The organism is Phyllobacterium calauticae (assembly GCF_019991125.1).
GTDB classification, from domain to species: domain Bacteria; phylum Pseudomonadota; class Alphaproteobacteria; order Rhizobiales; family Rhizobiaceae; genus Phyllobacterium; species Phyllobacterium calauticae.
The window spans coordinates 17,324-32,295 of record NZ_JAGENB010000009.1; the positions used below are offsets into that span (position 1 = coordinate 17,324).

General features: G+C 53.0%; 13 protein-coding genes and 1 pseudogene. 9 read left to right on the forward strand and 5 right to left on the reverse strand.

Annotated elements, in window-relative coordinates; translation table 11 throughout:
- Nucleotides 1-36: 36 nt before the first annotated feature.
- The 5 genes and pseudogenes from J1W56_RS22535 to J1W56_RS22555 all read left to right on the forward strand — a co-directional run bounded on the left by J1W56_RS22535 (nucleotide 37) and on the right by J1W56_RS22555 (nucleotide 3,816).
- Entirely contained in the window at nucleotides 37-648 is a 612-nt protein-coding gene (locus tag J1W56_RS22535; protein ID WP_226904783.1) for a DUF899 family protein, read from the forward strand.
- Nucleotides 576-1,883 (forward strand): annotated as a pseudogene (locus J1W56_RS22540) (epoxide hydrolase family protein). The gene J1W56_RS22535 and the pseudogene J1W56_RS22540 overlap by 73 nt, the downstream one beginning before the upstream one ends.
- Nucleotides 1,884-1,930: 47 nt before the next feature.
- The gene (locus tag J1W56_RS22545) at nucleotides 1,931-2,440 is read left to right on the forward strand and encodes a hypothetical protein (protein ID WP_223615535.1); all 510 of its coding nucleotides are present in this window, start codon (nucleotides 1,931-1,933) and stop codon (nucleotides 2,438-2,440) included.
- Entirely contained in the window at nucleotides 2,440-2,811 is a 372-nt protein-coding gene (locus tag J1W56_RS22550) for a GFA family protein (protein ID WP_223615536.1), read from the forward strand. The genes J1W56_RS22545 and J1W56_RS22550 overlap by 1 nt, the downstream gene beginning before the upstream one ends.
- A gap of 135 nt (nucleotides 2,812-2,946) precedes the next feature.
- Nucleotides 2,947-3,816, forward strand: a complete 870-nt coding sequence (locus tag J1W56_RS22555) for an NmrA family NAD(P)-binding protein (protein ID WP_223615537.1) — start codon at nucleotides 2,947-2,949, stop codon at nucleotides 3,814-3,816.
- Nucleotides 3,817-4,019: 203 nt separating this feature from the next.
- Here the strand turns inward: J1W56_RS22555 and J1W56_RS26005 are convergent, their stop codons facing one another.
- Nucleotides 4,020-4,145: a hypothetical protein gene (locus J1W56_RS26005; RefSeq protein ID WP_264319177.1), complete on the reverse strand. Its 126-nt coding sequence runs from the start codon at nucleotides 4,143-4,145 to the stop codon at nucleotides 4,020-4,022.
- A 255-nt stretch (nucleotides 4,146-4,400) separates the two neighbouring features.
- Here J1W56_RS26005 and J1W56_RS22560 point away from each other — a divergent pair, with 255 nt between their 5' ends.
- Complete coding sequence (locus J1W56_RS22560; RefSeq protein ID WP_223615538.1) at nucleotides 4,401-4,601, forward strand: hypothetical protein; 201 nt, start codon at nucleotides 4,401-4,403, stop codon at nucleotides 4,599-4,601.
- Between the two features lie 3 nt (nucleotides 4,602-4,604).
- On the opposite strand, the gene J1W56_RS22565 is transcribed toward J1W56_RS22560, so the two are convergent.
- A complete protein-coding gene (locus J1W56_RS22565) occupies nucleotides 4,605-4,856 on the reverse strand; it encodes a DUF982 domain-containing protein (RefSeq protein WP_223615539.1) in 252 nt (83 codons plus the stop codon).
- Nucleotides 4,856-5,095 (reverse strand): hypothetical protein, encoded by a 240-nt coding sequence (locus tag J1W56_RS22570; protein ID WP_223615540.1) that lies wholly within the window; start codon nucleotides 5,093-5,095, stop codon nucleotides 4,856-4,858. The genes J1W56_RS22565 and J1W56_RS22570 overlap by 1 nt, the downstream gene beginning before the upstream one ends.
- Nucleotides 5,096-6,342: 1,247 nt before the next feature.
- Here J1W56_RS22570 and J1W56_RS22575 point away from each other — a divergent pair.
- Together J1W56_RS22575 and ku (J1W56_RS22580) are read left to right on the forward strand one after the other, a co-directional pair.
- Complete coding sequence (locus J1W56_RS22575) at nucleotides 6,343-8,433, forward strand: catalase (RefSeq protein WP_223615541.1); 2,091 nt, start codon at nucleotides 6,343-6,345, stop codon at nucleotides 8,431-8,433.
- Between the two features lie 390 nt (nucleotides 8,434-8,823).
- Nucleotides 8,824-9,630, forward strand: a complete 807-nt coding sequence (gene ku / locus J1W56_RS22580) for a non-homologous end joining protein Ku (protein ID WP_223615542.1) — start codon at nucleotides 8,824-8,826, stop codon at nucleotides 9,628-9,630.
- A 25-nt stretch (nucleotides 9,631-9,655) separates the two neighbouring features.
- Here ku (J1W56_RS22580) and ligD read toward each other — a convergent pair whose 3' ends face one another.
- Together ligD and ku (J1W56_RS22590) are read right to left on the reverse strand one after the other, a co-directional pair.
- Nucleotides 9,656-12,199: a DNA ligase D gene (gene ligD / locus J1W56_RS22585; RefSeq protein WP_223615543.1), complete on the reverse strand. Its 2,544-nt coding sequence runs from the start codon at nucleotides 12,197-12,199 to the stop codon at nucleotides 9,656-9,658.
- A gap of 3 nt (nucleotides 12,200-12,202) precedes the next feature.
- The gene (gene ku / locus J1W56_RS22590) at nucleotides 12,203-13,039 is read right to left on the reverse strand and encodes a non-homologous end joining protein Ku (protein ID WP_223615544.1); all 837 of its coding nucleotides are present in this window, start codon (nucleotides 13,037-13,039) and stop codon (nucleotides 12,203-12,205) included.
- A gap of 525 nt (nucleotides 13,040-13,564) precedes the next feature.
- On the opposite strand from ku (J1W56_RS22590), the gene J1W56_RS22595 reads away from it, so the two are divergent.
- Nucleotides 13,565-14,638 carry a sensor histidine kinase gene (locus tag J1W56_RS22595; protein ID WP_223615545.1) on the forward strand — a complete coding sequence of 358 codons (1,074 nt, stop codon included), beginning with the start codon at nucleotides 13,565-13,567 and terminating at the stop codon, nucleotides 14,636-14,638.
- Nucleotides 14,639-14,972 lie beyond the last annotated feature (334 nt).

A 14,972-nucleotide genomic window follows, 5' to 3' on the forward strand; every position in this document is an offset into this window, starting at 1 on the left:
TATCCCTACGACAGCGCTGAGTACCGTAGGGCACGCATGGCGTTGCTCGTCGAAGAAATCGAACTCAGACGTCATATCGAACGGGTTGCAAAGCAACGTAGGGCGCTGCCGCTTGGTGGTGAGGCGCGCTCTTATGAATTCCTCGACGAGCAAGGAACGACGTCCGGGCTGGCCGAAATGTTCGGTCGACATGATACCCTCGTCACCTATTTTTGGATGTACGGGCCGGAGCGCGATCGACCCTGCCCAATGTGCACATCGTTGCTCGGTTCATGGGATATACCTGCAGTCGATCTTGAACAGCGCGTCGCACTGGTGGTCATCGGACGCTCGCCTGTTGCCCGACAGCTTGCTTTTGCGCGCGAGCGGGGATGGCGCAATCTCAAGTTCTACCAGTGTGTCGGCGATGACTTTGCCAAGGACTATCGCGGTCTGGCTCCCGACGGCAGCGAATGGCCGGCGCTTGATGTGTGGAAGAAGGACGGCAACAAGGTGCGCCATTTCTGGGCGGGCGAGTCCGGCGACACAGCCGATCCCGGAGAGGACGCACACGGCGCGCCCGACCCCACACCCTTATGGACCATACTCGATCTGACGCCCGGCGGGCGCGGGACAGACTGGTATCCGAAACTGGAATACGTGCAGTGAAGGCGGCATGGGTGACGCGCCGGGATGTGTTGTTCGGGATTGCAGCGACGAGTCTTCTGTCGTTTACCCCTGTTTTTGCACAGAGTGCTGCTGGCATTGTTCCCTTCACTTATCATGCGCCGCAATCGGCGCTGGACGATTTGCGCGCGCGTCTCACTCGAACTCGTTTTCCTGACCGGGAGACTGGCGCAGGATGGGATCAAGGCGTCCCGCTCGAAGTTTTACAAGAACTGGTCGACTACTGGGGCACTGCCTATGATTAGCGGCAGTGCGAGGCAGACCTCGCCGCATGGCCGCAGTTCAAGACATCGATCGATGGACTTGGAATTCATTTCATTCACGTCAAATCCCGTCATGAGAATGCCCTGCCCATCATCCTTACGCACGGTTGGCCGAGCACGATTTTATTATTCCGTGACGTGATTGGCCCTTTGACCGATCCAACCGCGCATGGCGGCACGGCGGCGGACGCGTTCGATGTCATCATCCCTTCGCTGCCTGGCTTTGGCTTCTCCGACAAGCCGACGGAGCACGGCTGGAACGTCGAGCGCATTGCAAGTGCGTGGGTCGAGCTGATGCAGCGCCTCGGCTATTCACATTACGTCGCGCAAGGGGGCGACTTCGGCGCGTTCGTCTCGACCGCGATGGCGCAGCAGAGTCCGCCCGGACTCTCCGCGATTCACCTCAACTTTGCGCAGACTATTCCCGACGAGATCCCGGCGAAGCTGCTGCATGACCAGAAGCGCGCCCTCGAAGCCTGGAAAATATTCCGCGAGCGAAATTCAGCCTACCTGCAACTTCAATCGACTCGCCCGCAGACAATCGGTTCCGCGCTCGCCGACACGCCTGTTGGACAATGCGCCTGGATTTACGACATCTTCAACTGGGGAACCGGCAATACCGGGCGACCCGAGAATGCGCTGAACCGTGATGCGATGCTCGACGAAATTACGCTATACTGGCTGACAAATACCGCCGCGTCGTCGGCAAGAATCTACCTTGAGCAGGCAGCGCTTATGGGCATGCACAACAATCCGGGCCGCGTCGAGTTGCCCGTGGGGGTCAGCGTATTCCCGAACGATCTTCCGGCGGCACGTAGCTGGGCGCCCCTAGTCTATCCCAAGCTGTTCTACTGGCACGAGCTGGATCGGGGCGGGCATTTCGCCGCGCTCGAAGTTCCGCAGCTCTTCACCGAGGAGTTGCGGACATGCTTCCAAGCTTTTCGCCGCGCCTGACGGGATTCGGGAGATTTGACGACGACCGTTTCGAAAGGAAGCGAATAATGACAAACGAAGACCGCGAAGTGACACCGGTCCGTGGGAGCGCGCATGATGCGCTCTCGGTCTTTCTGGGCGAATGGCACGCCGAAGGTACGTCGTTCGGCGGAACCGATCAATCGGGTGCCGAGCCCAAAGCCAATGGCGTCCCTTGGATCAGCACCCATACCGCGCGCTGGCATACAGGCGATTTCTTTCTCATTCAGGATGAGCGCGCGCAGATCGGCGGGGCGGGCTTCGACACCATGAGCATCGTGGGCATCGAACCCGGCACTGAAGGTTATTTCGCGCGAACCTTCGAGAATCACGGGTTCTATCGGCATTATGCTCTATCTACCGATAGCCGAACTTGGCTGCTGGAAGGCGCGACTGAGCGTGCCCGCACCGTATTCGACGCGGGTGGCAGCACCCAGACGATCACATGGGAATGGTGGCGCGACGGCAAGTGGCTGCCGCTTTGCGACCGGGTAGCAAAGCGCGTGGATAGCGCATCGAACGCGACGAGGAGAGTATGATGACCCTGATCGGGCACTGCCATTGCGGACGCAATGCATTCGAAATCGACGGCGAACTGCCCGAGGCGCTGACGCGCTGCACCTGCTCGTTCTGCTCGAAGCGAGGGCATTTCTATGCCTATTACACGCCCGACAAGTTCAAGGTCGTACAGGCCGACAGCGACGCTGTCTATCGCTGGAATTCGAAGAAAGTGGCAAACCATTTCTGTAGCGCGTGCGGCTGTGATCTGTATGCCGACAGCCCCGCGTTCAAAAAGGACGGAAGCTGGGACGGGAAGACAAGACGAATCTGTGTCAACGCGCGTCTTTTCGACAATTTTGAAGCCGCTGAGTGGCCAGTGACTGTCATCGATGGGAAGAACCTGTGGTGATCGCCCTCACCGTGAATGCCTGGCCGGCCATATAGGTCCATTCAATGAATTGGTTCTTACAGCCCAAATCACAGGAACCTCCATGCGATCTATTGGTTATGCTTTAACGGTCTTTATTCATGTCGGAGAGAACACATGTACATCGTCCTTGGTGGAACCGGTCACATTGGGTCTGCAGTTGCCGAAACTCTGTTGGAGAGCAAAAAGTCCGTCACAGTGGTGGCGCGTGATCCTGCCAAAGCGGATGGCCTCCGCAGAAAAGGTGCCAAAATAGCGGTTGCTGACATCCATGATGTCGACGGTTTGCGGAATATCTTTCGCAACGGCAAACGTCTTTTTCTCCTAAACCCACCGGCTGATCCAGCAACCAATACGGATTTTGAAGAGAGAAGAACGATATCAGCCATTCTGGCTGCACTGGACGATTCTGGCCTCGAAAAGATCGTGGCTGAATCAACCTACGGTGCACAGGCCGGGGAACACATCGGCGATTTGGGTACGCTTTTTGATCTCGAGCAAGGTTTGAAGACGAAGCAAATTCCCGTCAGCATCATTCGGGCCGCCTATTACATGAGCAATTGGGACGCTTCTTTGCAAACTGCTCGCGAGCAAGGTGTGATCCACACTCTTTTTCCTTCAGATTTTGAGCTACCGATGGTGGCTCCCCAGGATATCGGTCGGATTGCAGCAGGTCTTCTGATCCAGACCGCAGAGCGGACCGGGCCTCATTATGTAGAGGGTCCCAAACGCTACACCCCGGCCGACGTTGCTGCAACTTTTGCAAATGCGCTTGCAAAACCAATCAATGTTGTGACCACCCCACGCGACCAATGGACAAAATCTTTCGAAACCATAGGGTTCTCAAAAACTGCCGCCAAGTCCTACGTTGGCATGACAGCATTGACCATGGATGGAAGTTTCCCGGTTTTGGATGAAGTGGAACGTGGATCAATATCCTTGCAGGATTATGTATTTGAGCTCGCCGCCGAGGAGCGGAGCCGTTAGCCCGAGGTACAGACACGTCTACCTGAGGCAGTTTCCTGACAAGCTCTTTGAGCTTGCGTCCTTTGCTTGGCATTCTCAAGATTCTTTATCGCTTCAAAGCCGCACTTCAGAAAGGACCACTTACAGGGCCAGACCAAGCTCTTCACAATTTCAGCTTGTATAAACCGATTAGGCGATTGGTGCGAATTGAGCAAATTAATGGTTCAATCGAACTGGCTGACCTTCACAGCTAGCAATTCACCTTCGTGCGTCTTCGCCACGTAGATCGTGTCTTCGTCTGAGCCGATGGCAACGCTGAACGGCTTGCACTGCGCGACAGCCTTTGGCAACTGGCATTCCATTACTCGGTAGAGTCTGCCCTTCTTACAATCCGCTGTAATTTCGACCGGGCAGAATAGTCACCCTGCCGTTCGCAGGGCAAATTGAAAAACACGTTGCTATGGTGATCTACATAAATCTGACAGTTAATATGGAAGGTGTTTGCAAAGACACGACAGCGGTTGGTCCGGATTTAGGCTGTGGCCTCAAATGTCACTTGAAAATCAAACTCACCTATGGAAATTGTCTTTTACCCACAAGCATAGGTGAAAAGCACGGCTACTCGCGAAGAAAAGATTCGGATGGTTCGCAATTTTGCCGCCAACAAAATCGGCGATCTGATTGAGAAAAACTACGACGATGGAGACATTATGAACTTCGTCGAAGAACATGATCGTTTGCTCACGGTATTTCATGCCGCCGAAGTAGTAACCTCAGAAACAGTGTCTAACACGAACGCGCTCTGAACTCTAATTCCCTTCCCGGATGAAAATATCCGCGGCCTTCGCTGCTTCTATAAAAGCCGCCCTTGCCTCGTCAATTGTACGTGTGCCTTCCATTGTATCGAGGCTCACTTGTCTTGCAGCCAAATATGTCGGACCGTGGCGAGCTGGCCAATCGGTCAGCAGAAACTCCGCAGCTTCTTCAACTGAGGTGATGTTCCGATAGGCACCAATTTTCTTGGTTTCAACCGTGACCGATTCAAACGGAAACTTTCGCATCAGCACGGTTCCGCGCCAGCCTGCTTTGATTTCTCTGCAACAAGCGCATCTATTGCCCGCTGCACCTCTCGATAAGTCCAGCCGGCCAATTCTGCCTCATCGGCAATCACACGGATATCGCTCGTCGACACCTCATCCAGAAACCTTTCCCGCATGGTCTCCATGCAATGTGCATGGCGCAATTCCGGAGTTTCATATTCGTAGTCCGTCAGCGGACCGACAATAGCTACATGCATCATTGTTATTTCCTCCTGCCCTGTAACGTTGGGGAGACACGAGGGTTCCAAGACTGTAAGCCAGCTGCAACGTTCAGGACACGCGGCTAAACCGCGTTTGCCACCGTAACGTCGAGCGCAGCAAGGGCACTGTAAACGACTGGAACGGGTTTAACTCTTAATTTGCGGCAATCCGGATACTTGAATCCCTCCCTATAAACATGCGAGCTTAATTTCGCACTCAGTAAAGAGTCGGAGAGATACAAATTGAAAACTGCAAAAATGATGTTTGTTGCTGCAACTGCATTGGCCATCTCAGCTATGGTATTGGCTAGTGCCGCGGAAGCAGCAAACAGAAAAGGAAGCCACCGCGTCGGCGGCTATAATAGCCATGGTAAGGGTAGCCACTACGTAGGTGGATACCGCAAGCATCGGTAAAAATATCGAGGATTGCCATCGACCCCGCTTCGGCGGGGTTTTTCATTTCTGAATGCAAGTAGAGCGCGCCTCCCAACGCGCAAGCGGCTTGATTATGACAATGCGCATTGTACAGATGAACCATACCGGATTGTCGTCGGATTCGGCGCGAGGCTCGGTTAATCCCTACCTCGACAAGCAGTCTATGCCCCACCTCATCCACTGCTGTTCAACCATTTGAAACCAAGTCAGAATAAATTGTCATGCGACATTCACAGGGAGGACGTGTCGTGCCGGTTAGCACGTCATTAATCTTGCTGAAAAGCTGAAGAAGACCGTCGTTATCGGGACGTTACCACGCGATGCGATTGCCCGCCTCCGGCCGGTCTCAACGACGTTTGCATAGGATCATACTTATTACGAATAGATGATCGAAAACAACATTCGTGATTTGACCGTTACCATTGCGTTAATCATAAGCCAAACGGCCGCATTAAGTGCAGCACGAGACCTGGCAGGTGAAGATGAAGGCAACTGCCATGCCTCTTCTTGAAAAGCCATATCCGGGTCACATTTTCTAAGTTATTACTCTCCCGTGCAACAAGCGGCCCACAGATATTCGTTCCCCGTATAGCCCCATCCGGCCCTCTTTTTTCAAATCATACCAATCTCTATGTTGATGCGGGGTTACCAAGAGGACAATCCTCGCTTCCGGTTTGTGAGATACCCGTGGAAGGCGAGATTGTTCGCCGAACTGTGCAGTGATATGTCGCTCTCTCTTTGTGTTCACCATCAGGAACCATCCCCTCCATCCGTCGTTAGATTGTATTCGATCAAGCGCGGAGGATTTTCCCATGACCAGCACATTCGACACGGATAAAGGCAATGGCGGCGAGACACATCAGCATGTTCCGGAGAAAGGCCCTCACGAGGCCGCGGATCATCTGACGACAAATCAGGGCATTCGCGTCACTGACAATCAGAATAGTCTCAGATCCGGCGAACGCGGGCCAACGCTGCTGGAGGATTTCGTCCTTCGCGAAAAGATCTTTCACTTTGATCACGAGCGTATTCCAGAACGCATTGTCCATGCCCGAGGCTCTGCTGCACACGGATACTTCGAACTCTATGAGTCATTGGCTGACATTACGAAAGCCGACCTGTTTCAGCGCGTAGGTGAAAAAACACCACTATTCACCCGATTCTCCACAGTCGCCGGCGGCGCGGGTTCAGTTGACACCCCGCGTGACGTTAGAGGATTTGCCGTCAAATTCTACACCAAGGAGGGAAACTGGGATCTCGTTGGCAATAACATTCCCGTATTCTTCATTCAGGATGCAATCAAGTTTCCGGATCTTGTTCATGCGGTAAAGATGGAAGCTGATCGTGCGTTCCCGCAAGCTGGCAGCGCACACGACACATTTTGGGATTGGGCGTCGCTTATGCCGGAGACCACACACATGCTGATGTGGGCCATGTCCGATCGCACCATCCCTCGGTCATTGCGCATGATGGAAGGATTCGGCATCCATACGTTCCGGCTTGTCAACGCGTCGGGAAAATCCACTTTTGTCAAATTCCATTGGAAGCCGAAGCTTGGCCTTCAGTCGACCGTCTGGGACGAAGCACTGAAACTTCAGGCGGCAGACAATGACTATCATCGCCGCGATCTTTGGGCGTCCATCCATTCCGGCAACTATCCGGAATGGGAACTCGGGCTGCAGCTGTTTGATCAGGAGTTTGCTGACGCTCAGCCTTATGATGTGTTAGATGCAACAAAGCTCATTCCGGAGGAAGTCGTCCCGATCAAGCTCGTCGGGAAGATGGTTCTCGACCGGAATCCTGACAATTTCTTCGCGGAAACCGAACAGGTCGCGTATTGCCCGGCCAACATTGTTCCCGGTATTGATTTCTCCAATGATCCGCTCCTGCAAGGCAGGTTATTCAGTTATTTGGATACGCAAAAATCCCGCCTCGGGACTGCAAACTTCCATCAGTTGCCAATCAATGCGCCGAAATGTCCGGTCATGAATTTTCAACGCGATGGACAGATGCAAATGAACGTTCCAAAGGGACGCGCAAATTATGAGCCCAATAGTCTTGCCAACCACAATGAGGACGGCGGGCCCCGCGAATGTCCGGTAACGGGATTCAGCACGTTCGAAGGACGTTCAGAGCATGACGAACAGGGTGATAAACTGCGCGTTCGCGCCGAACTATTCGCCGATCATTACAGCCAGCCCAGGCTATTCTGGCATTCACAACAGCCCTCGGAACAAGCTCATATTGCGTCGTCATTTGTCTTCGAGTTGTCGAAGGTGGCTCTAGAGCAGGTTCCGCCACGGATGGTGGCCAATTTGCGCAACGTCGACGAGGATTTGGCGAAACGCGTCGCGGACGGTCTGGGCATAAAGCTCCCTCAAAAAAACGCGGCAGCACGAGCGCCTATCGACATGGGCTCCTCACCTGCCCTGAGTATCCACGGCAATATGAAGGAGACTTTGATTGGTCGAACGATCGCGGTACTTATAGCGGATGGAACAGACGCAGCAGCTCTGACGACCCTCAGGAAAACAGTCGAGAAAGCCGGAGCCACCTTGGTGTTGATCGCTCCGAAGATCGGTGGACCAACGCTATCGGATGGCAAGAAAATCAAAGTTGACGGCCAGCTGCAGGGTTCACCCTCGCAATTGTTTGATGCAGTAGCGGTTCTGACTACGGAAGCCGCAACGGAAACTCTATTAAGGGACGGAGCAGCAGTTCAATGGGTGAGGGACGCCTTCAGTCATCTGAAAGCTATTGGATACGTGGCCGACTCCAAGCCACTACTTGATAAGGCGGGCATAACACCTGATGAAGGCGTTGTGGAGACAAGTAAGGGCTTCGTGGAGGCTGCATCCAAACGTTATTGGGCTCGTGAACCAAAGGTACGTAACTTGGCATGAAAGCTCTCGAACCAGAGGATGCCCACAGTCGTTCGAGAGATGAGCCGAGTATGTTTTAAATTGCGGAGGAAATCAAAAGAATGTAGTCATGAAGGGATACTGAACCTACCCTTGATACAGGATAGGCAAGATGTGGATTGGTGCCAATCTTTGCGCGAAAATCCGATTTGAAGTCGACGCAATAAAACGGACGAATCTGTATCATTGCGAAATGTGTCGCGGTGGCAGGAACGTTCGTCGGTCTCAATTGGGTTGATATTGCGTCTATCTACTGGCTATGAACAAGTCAGCCCAGGACGTGGGCATGGCCGATCGCGTCGCGCTGATTACCAAGTGGTTTTGGAACCGATCGGATACCTAGTCGTTTTTGATAATTGCCGGAGTACCGCTATGGCCACGCACACTTTCTGGAAAGGCTATCTGAAGCTTTCGCTTGTCACGTGTCCGGTGACGATGATGCCGGCAACGACCGACAATGAGAAAGTCCGTTTTCACACGCTCAATCGCAAAACCGGGAACCGCGTCGTCAGTGAATATATCGATTCAGTCAGCGGGAAAACTGTCGACGATGACGAGCAGGTCAAAGGGTATCAGCGCGGCGAAGACGAATATATCATACTGGAAGACGAGGAGTTGCAGGCGATCGGCCTGGAAAGCACACGCACGATAAACATCGATATGTTTGTGCCCCACGGTAGCCTTGAGTGGATATGGCTCGACAAACCTCATTACCTCCTGCCCGATGATCCCGTCGGCGAAGAAGCTTTCTCGGTTATCAGAGATGCCATGGCCGCTACGAAGACAGTCGGCATCTCACGCCTTGTGCTTTATCGCCGCGAACGTGCTGTCATGCTGGAGCCGCGTGACAGGGGCATTGTCGTCTGGACCCTTCGCTATGGCGACGAAGTCCGCAACGAGCAGGACTATTTCGATGCCGTGAAAAGCCGGAAAATCGAGGCAAAATCTTTAGGACTGATGACCGAGCTCATCAAGGAGCGGACCAGATCCTGGGATGCTTCCCTGCTCAGTGATCCCGTCCAGGAGCGCTTGCTCGACATCATCAGCGCAAGAAAGAAGGGACGAAAGAAGTATCCAAAAGCTCAGGCAGAGCCCCAACAGGCGAGCAATGTGGTGAATATCATGGATGCGCTGAAGAAAAGTCTGGCATCCGAAAGCAAGGGCTCGAAGAAACGTTGATCGCATATTGGGATCTAGAGGAGTATCAGCCCTTCATGCGCATTGTTTTTGCCGCGGGCAGCGGTTTGGCGGATTTACGAAAATCCTGCCATGGATCGCTGGACAAGGCGCCGATGCGTGCAACGGCGTTATTGACGGTGAAATAGGCAGGCCCAATTGAAAGATCAAGTTCCCCCCAGTCGAGCGGCATGGAAACAGGAGCGCCAGAACGTGCTCGCGTCGAATAGGGTGCCACCGCTGTCGCGCCTCTTTGGTTGCGCAGGTAATCGATCAGGATTTTACCCTGCCGTTTGGATTTGGTAACTGTTGCGACATAACGATCTGGAGCATCAGTTGCCATGGCTTCGGCAACTGCTTTGGTGAAAGTCTTTACAGCTGGCCATGTCGCCTTCGGCAGGAGTGGCGCAACCACATGCAGACCCTTTCCCCCTGAAGTCTTGACGAACGGTGCAAGCCCGAATTGTTCCAGTCGGGTTTTGGTTTCAAGGGCGGCGTCAATGACGGCCTGCCATTCAACCTCAGGACCGGGATCAAGATCCATGACAATCATATCGGGGTGTTCCCAATCCTTGACTGTCGAGCCCCATGGATGGATTTCAAGGACCGCCGACTGAACGAGGGCAATCAGCCCATCGAGGTCATTGATGCTGATCAGCGGCTCCCCTGACTTTTCCTTCGGATCCTTGATCAGATCGATATGCTCGTTCAAACCTTTCCATGCGTGCTTTTGGAAGAATAGCTGGCTGTCGGTGCCGGAAGGCCCGCGCAATAGCGCCAACGGTCTGCCAACAACGAAAGGTTCGATGTAGCGCCATACTTCCGTATAATAGTCGGCAAGACCTTCCTTGGTCACACCCGCATCCGGCCAGTAGATGCGGTCAGGATGTGTGAGTGTCACGGTGCGTTTCGGTTGCTTTGATGTGCCATACATTTTGGGTGTTTCCCTCACGACGTCCTTTGCACGCTTGTCCTCCCGCAGTCCGCGGAACGAAGCGTGGCGTAGACTTCCATCAGCGGTCCATCCACGAAACTCGACGTCCGCCACGAGGACCGGTCTGATGAAGCGGAGATTTCTGCTTTCAAGGGCATCGAGCCTTTCAGCAAACGGACTCTTATCAATACGAAGCCCGCTCAGCTGGCGAAAGAGCTCCTCTGCCAAACGTGTGGTAAAACCGGTTCCAACACGCCCCACGTGCTGCAATTTGCCTTTTGCATAGACCCCAAGCACGAGCGAGCCAATTGCCTTGCGCGACGTTGATGACGACGTAAACCCTGCAATAACAAATTCCTGCCGCAACGAGCATTTGGATTTGATCCATGTTTTCCCCCTACCGGATGGATAGGGTGCATCGCGCAGTTTGGAGACAATGCCTTCAAGACTGAGACGGCAGGCATGCGACAGAACAAGATGGCCCGCCTCGTCAAAGTGGTCACTGTAGTTGATCAGGCCAGCATCTACGCCGATGATCCGCTGCAGAAGCGCTTTTCGTCCGATGAGCGGGACGGATTTAATATTATAGCCATCGAGATAAAGCAGATCGAAGGCATAGAAGCGAAAGTGGTCGGTTTCCCCATTGCTGAGTGCCACCTGCAAAGCGGAAAAATCTGACGCTCCAGATGCGGTCTCGACAATGAGTTCGCCATCGATGAGAGCGTTCCCGATTGGCAGTGCCTGGAACGCCGCTGTCAGTTGCTTGCCGAATTTCGCAGTCCAATCCAGCCCGCTTCGGGTGAACAGCTTCACGTTTCCTGCCTGGATATGCGCCTGCAACCGATAGCCATCGAACTTGATTTCGTGAATCCATTGGTCGCCGACAGGCGGCTTTTGCGACAGCGTAGCCAGTGCAGGCACTACAAAACGGGGCAGAGAACCCGTTTTGGCTCCGTTCAGCTTGGACGGATCCAGATCGATATTTTCAATCTTTGACTTCCGTGGTTTTTTCGAGATTGTTTCTTTCTTCTTTTTGTTGATCTTTCCTGTTTTGGATGACCAGCCCGGCGCTTGTCCGGCCACGTCATCAATCTCCCTGCCAGATTTTACCGATTCTGGACGCTCCTCGAGTATATCCGGCTCACCTCCTTTTCGCGCGGCATCGTCGTCTGACTTGATAAGCAGCCAGTTTTCCCGTTTTTCCTTTGGCCTGCGCTGCATCCGCACAAGGTGCCATCGTCCATGCAGTTTCTCGCCGTGCAGCTCGAATTCGAGATGGCCTTTCCGATACCCCTTGGCCGCGTCATCGACAGGTGTCCAATATCCCTTGTCCCAGATGATGACCGTGCCGCCGCCATACTCGCCCTTGGGGATGGTGCCCTCAAATGTATTGTACTCGATCGGATGATCTTCCACATGCACGGCAAGACGCTTTTCGCTCGGCATAAGACTGGGACCGCGCGTAATAGCCCAGCTTTTCATCACACCATCCATCTCCAGCCGCAAATCATAGTGAAGACGAGTAGCGTCATGTTTCTGAATGACAAAACTGTTGCCGGACTTTCTTGCCTTTGAACCCTTCGGTTCACGTGTCTTCGCAAAATCACGTTTCTGGCGGTATGTTTCCAATACGGCCATGGGTCAGCTCGCCTTCTTTCGCCCCGACGCTGTTGGCTTTGCGGACTTCGCGCGCGCTGATCCGGCTTTTTTCATGCCGGCGCTCTGTCGCAGGGCTTCCATGAGATCAACCACCTTGCCTTCGCTGGCCGCTTTTGGAGGCTTGATCGTTTTGCCCTCCAGCTTCGACTTGATCATTTCGCCAAGCGCAGCCTCGTAGCGGTCATCAAATCTGTGCGGATCGAACGTGCCTTTTTTTGTCTCGATAATGTGTATAGCCAAATCCAGCATCTCACTGCTGATTTCCATCTCGGGAATGACGCCGAAAGCTTCTTTGGCCGAACGAACCTCGTATTCAAAATTAAGGGTCGTGGCGATTAGTGCACGCCCGTGAGGCTGAATGAGTATGGTGCGCATTCGCCGGAATAGCACCGTGCATGCCAAAGCAGCAGACTTTGCTGATTTCATCCCTTCCCGGATCAAATCGAAGACTTCCATCGCGGACGTGTCAGACGGTGACAAATAATAGGGCTTGTCCAAATAAACATCATCAATGCCATCGGATTTGACAAAAACATCAATCAGCAACGTTTTGTCGCTGGCTGGAACTGCCGACGCAACTTCATCCGGCTCGAGCACAACGTAATCATCATTTCCAACCTCGTAACCTTTGACCTGGTCCTCCGTTTCGACGGGTTTTCCCGTTTCACTGTCAATATATTGTCGTCGGACGCGATGGCCCGTTGAACGGTTCAATGTATGAAAAGCAATACGATCCGACGTGGATGCAGCTGTATAAAGCGCAACTGGACAGGTCAGTTCTGCAATCTTCAGGTATCCCTTCCAATTGGCACGCGGCATGGGAACGCTCCTTTCACTTATGTAGCTGAATGCCTTTGCCGTAGTTTTGTTCCGAACGAGAAAACAAGCACTAAGATAAGACACAGTGGGCTTGAAAAGTCTTGTTCCAGAAGCCGTTTTTCAACGTCACCATCAAGCCAGTATGACGACCCGCAACATGTGACAAACTTCGACATGCCTTCTTCGAGGAATTCCGACCTCACATCCGATGCCGAAGACTTCAGCTTCCATCGCACCTGGGTATTGGAACGTTTAGCGAATACTTTAGTTTATATAGTACCGGGAGTGAGATTTGGGAGTTCTTACTCGTGGCAGAGGTCTGGTTGAGCCATCGTCGAACTTCATCCTTCGATACTCCCAGGCCTCGCTCCCATAATCGCCAGTTTGCCGCCGCGGTGAAAGAGTGATCATTCCATTGAAATGCTTTCGCGACATCGGGAGAGGAACGGTCTATCATCCCTAGGGATCATATAGGCAGAGAATTTGACACGCGCTATTTCATCCAGATCGGTTCGACTTTGTTTCATGATCAACCTTCAGAATATTGAAGATGCGCAGAAACTCGCCCAGGCAATCGTCAATACGATTCCTGAACCGTTTGTCGTTCTCGACGATCACTTTCATGTCTTGGCTGCGAGCCGCTCATTTTACGCTGCGTTCATGGTTAATCCTGAACATACGCATGGAAAGTTGCTCTACTCACTCGGCGACGGGCAATGGGACATCCCTGCCCTACGAATTCTTCTGGAAACCATCATCCCCGAGAAAACAGCGATGGATGGTTTCGAGGTGGAGCATGACTTTCCTCATATCGGCAGGAGGACCATGCTCCTCAATGCCCGCAAAGTACTTTACGACGATACGAGCATTTCAACGATCCTGCTTGCCTTTACCGATGTGACAGAACGCCGTGTGATTGAGCGGGAGAAGGACGATCTTCTAAAACAGACCGAAGAGCTCTTACGGCAAAAAGACATGCTGCTTCAGGAAATGCAGCACCGTGTCGCCAACAGCTTGCAGATCATAGCAAGCATATTGCTGCTGAAAGCGCGGGCCGTCACGTCGGACGAGACGCGATTGCATCTTGAGGATGCACATCAACGGGTGATGTCGGTGGCCGAGGTTCAACGCCATTTGCACACGTTCAATGGCATCGACCAGATCGAAGTCAGCTCGTATCTGTCAAAACTGTGCAGTAGTCTGGCTTCTTCGATGATCGGAGAGACTAAGCCTATCAGCGTTGAGTCGACATCGGACAAGGCTTCGATTGGATCAGACAAGGCTGTCAGTCTTGGATTGATCGTGACTGAACTGGTTATCAACGCCATCAAATATGCCTTCCCAATAAGCAAAGATGGGGATGCCATCATGGTCACCTACGAGATCGCAAAGGCCGACTGGAAACTGACCGTCTCCGACAATGGGATCGGCAAGAACACAATTTTCGAAGCTGAAAGTGTTGGTGGATTGGGAACGGCTATTGTGCAAGCCCTGGTGAAGCAGCTTGATGCTCAAATGAACATCGACAGCAGTCCTAACGGGACGACTGTCGCGATCACGCGGGCAACCTTTACGTCGCGGCTGCCACAGGCCGCGTAAAAACTTACCAAGCTACGTCGTGGTATTTCCCCGATATCTCGGTTTTTCAAGGGAGAACTGGAAGCAGCAGATCACCTTTGCCATAACCACGCAAATGACGTGGCGTTTACGTTGATGGCGGGTGGTAACAAAGTCAGCGCGAGAAGCGAGGTTATTCTTCCGGGATTGATCTGGAAGATTATCTCAAAGGTCTACATTGTTAGATGTTGCGTTCACCCGAACATTTTTTCGGCGGTCGACCCCCTATCCGATCGTTTGCCTTCTATCCAGCCATTCATTCTTGACAGAGCAAATAGGGAAAACGTTGGCTCAAAGGTGCGATTACCATTCGCGC

Coding starts and splice junctions, on each gene's coding strand:
- J1W56_RS22535 (WP_226904783.1), top strand. CDS start 37: ATGGCGTTGCTCGTCGAAGAAATCGAACTCAGACGTCATATCGAACGG.
- J1W56_RS22545 (WP_223615535.1), top strand. CDS start 1,931: ATGACAAACGAAGACCGCGAAGTGACACCGGTCCGTGGGAGCGCGCAT.
- J1W56_RS22550 (WP_223615536.1), top strand. CDS start 2,440: ATGACCCTGATCGGGCACTGCCATTGCGGACGCAATGCATTCGAAATC.
- J1W56_RS22555 (WP_223615537.1), top strand. CDS start 2,947: ATGTACATCGTCCTTGGTGGAACCGGTCACATTGGGTCTGCAGTTGCC.
- J1W56_RS22565 (WP_223615539.1), bottom strand. CDS start 4,856: ATGCGAAAGTTTCCGTTTGAATCGGTCACGGTTGAAACCAAGAAAATT.
- J1W56_RS22570 (WP_223615540.1), bottom strand. CDS start 5,095: ATGATGCATGTAGCTATTGTCGGTCCGCTGACGGACTACGAATATGAA.
- J1W56_RS22575 (WP_223615541.1), top strand. CDS start 6,343: ATGACCAGCACATTCGACACGGATAAAGGCAATGGCGGCGAGACACAT.
- ku (WP_223615542.1), top strand. CDS start 8,824: ATGGCCACGCACACTTTCTGGAAAGGCTATCTGAAGCTTTCGCTTGTC.
- ligD (WP_223615543.1), bottom strand. CDS start 12,199: ATGGCCGTATTGGAAACATACCGCCAGAAACGTGATTTTGCGAAGACA.
- ku (WP_223615544.1), bottom strand. CDS start 13,039: ATGCCGCGTGCCAATTGGAAGGGATACCTGAAGATTGCAGAACTGACC.
- J1W56_RS22595 (WP_223615545.1), top strand. CDS start 13,565: ATGATCAACCTTCAGAATATTGAAGATGCGCAGAAACTCGCCCAGGCA.